We start from the raw sequence: 821 nt of genomic DNA, 5'->3' as shown, positions 1-821 counted from the left end.
GTATAGTACCAGCTTTTCTTATGGTATTTATTTTCTTGGTAAAGAACTGCGTCAACCCATACACTCCATTTATGGCTTTGTACGTTTAGCAGATGAAATTGTAGATAGTTTCCATCACTATGACAAGAATTTTTTACTGGAAAAATTTAAGGAGGATACTTTCGAAGCCATTAACCTGGGCATTAGTTTAAACCCCATTTTAAATTCATTCCAAAGGGTTGTAAATCAATACCAGATAGATCTGGAGCTGATTGTTCTTTTTCTGAGGAGTATGGAGATGGATCTTTCTACGCAAGAATATACACCAGAACTTTACAACGAATATATTTTAGGCTCCGCAGAAGTGGTAGGTTTGATGTGTTTAAAGGTTTTTACCAATGGCAGTATTGCGGATTACGAACAATTGAAGCCTTACGCCATGAAATTGGGCTCTGCATTTCAGAAGGTTAATTTTTTGAGGGATGTGAAGGCTGATCATCAAACACTTAGCCGGAATTATTTTCCCAATGTTAATTTAGCCCTATTCTGCGATCATCAAAAAAAAGAAATCGAAAAAGAAATTGAAGCCGAATTTGCAATGGCCTTAACTGGTATTAAGCAGTTGCCCACAGCATCCAGAAATGGTGTATATTTGTCTTATATCTATTATAAAAAATTATTTGCTAAGATAAAGCGCTTAAGTGCTGAAAAAATTATGACTGAAAGGATAAGAATCTCGAACACGCGTAAAGTTGGTTTGATGTTTGGTTCTATTATCCGCAATAAGTTAAATGTAATTTAAATGGAAGAACAAGTTATTCTGGTTGATGAGGAGGATGTAC

At 35.2% G+C, this 821-nt stretch carries 1 protein-coding gene; it reads left to right on the top strand.

What is annotated here, in order from left to right:
* On the top strand, positions 1-781 hold a 781-nt coding region (locus AC1DND_RS28720), incomplete at its 5' end, for a phytoene/squalene synthase family protein (RefSeq protein WP_477586356.1).
* Positions 782-821: the final 40 nt, after the last annotated feature.

Source organism: Pedobacter sp. 01N416, assembly GCF_056399685.1.
Note: the sequence above shows the minus strand (reverse complement) of the source record. Positions and strands in the feature narration are given on the sequence as shown.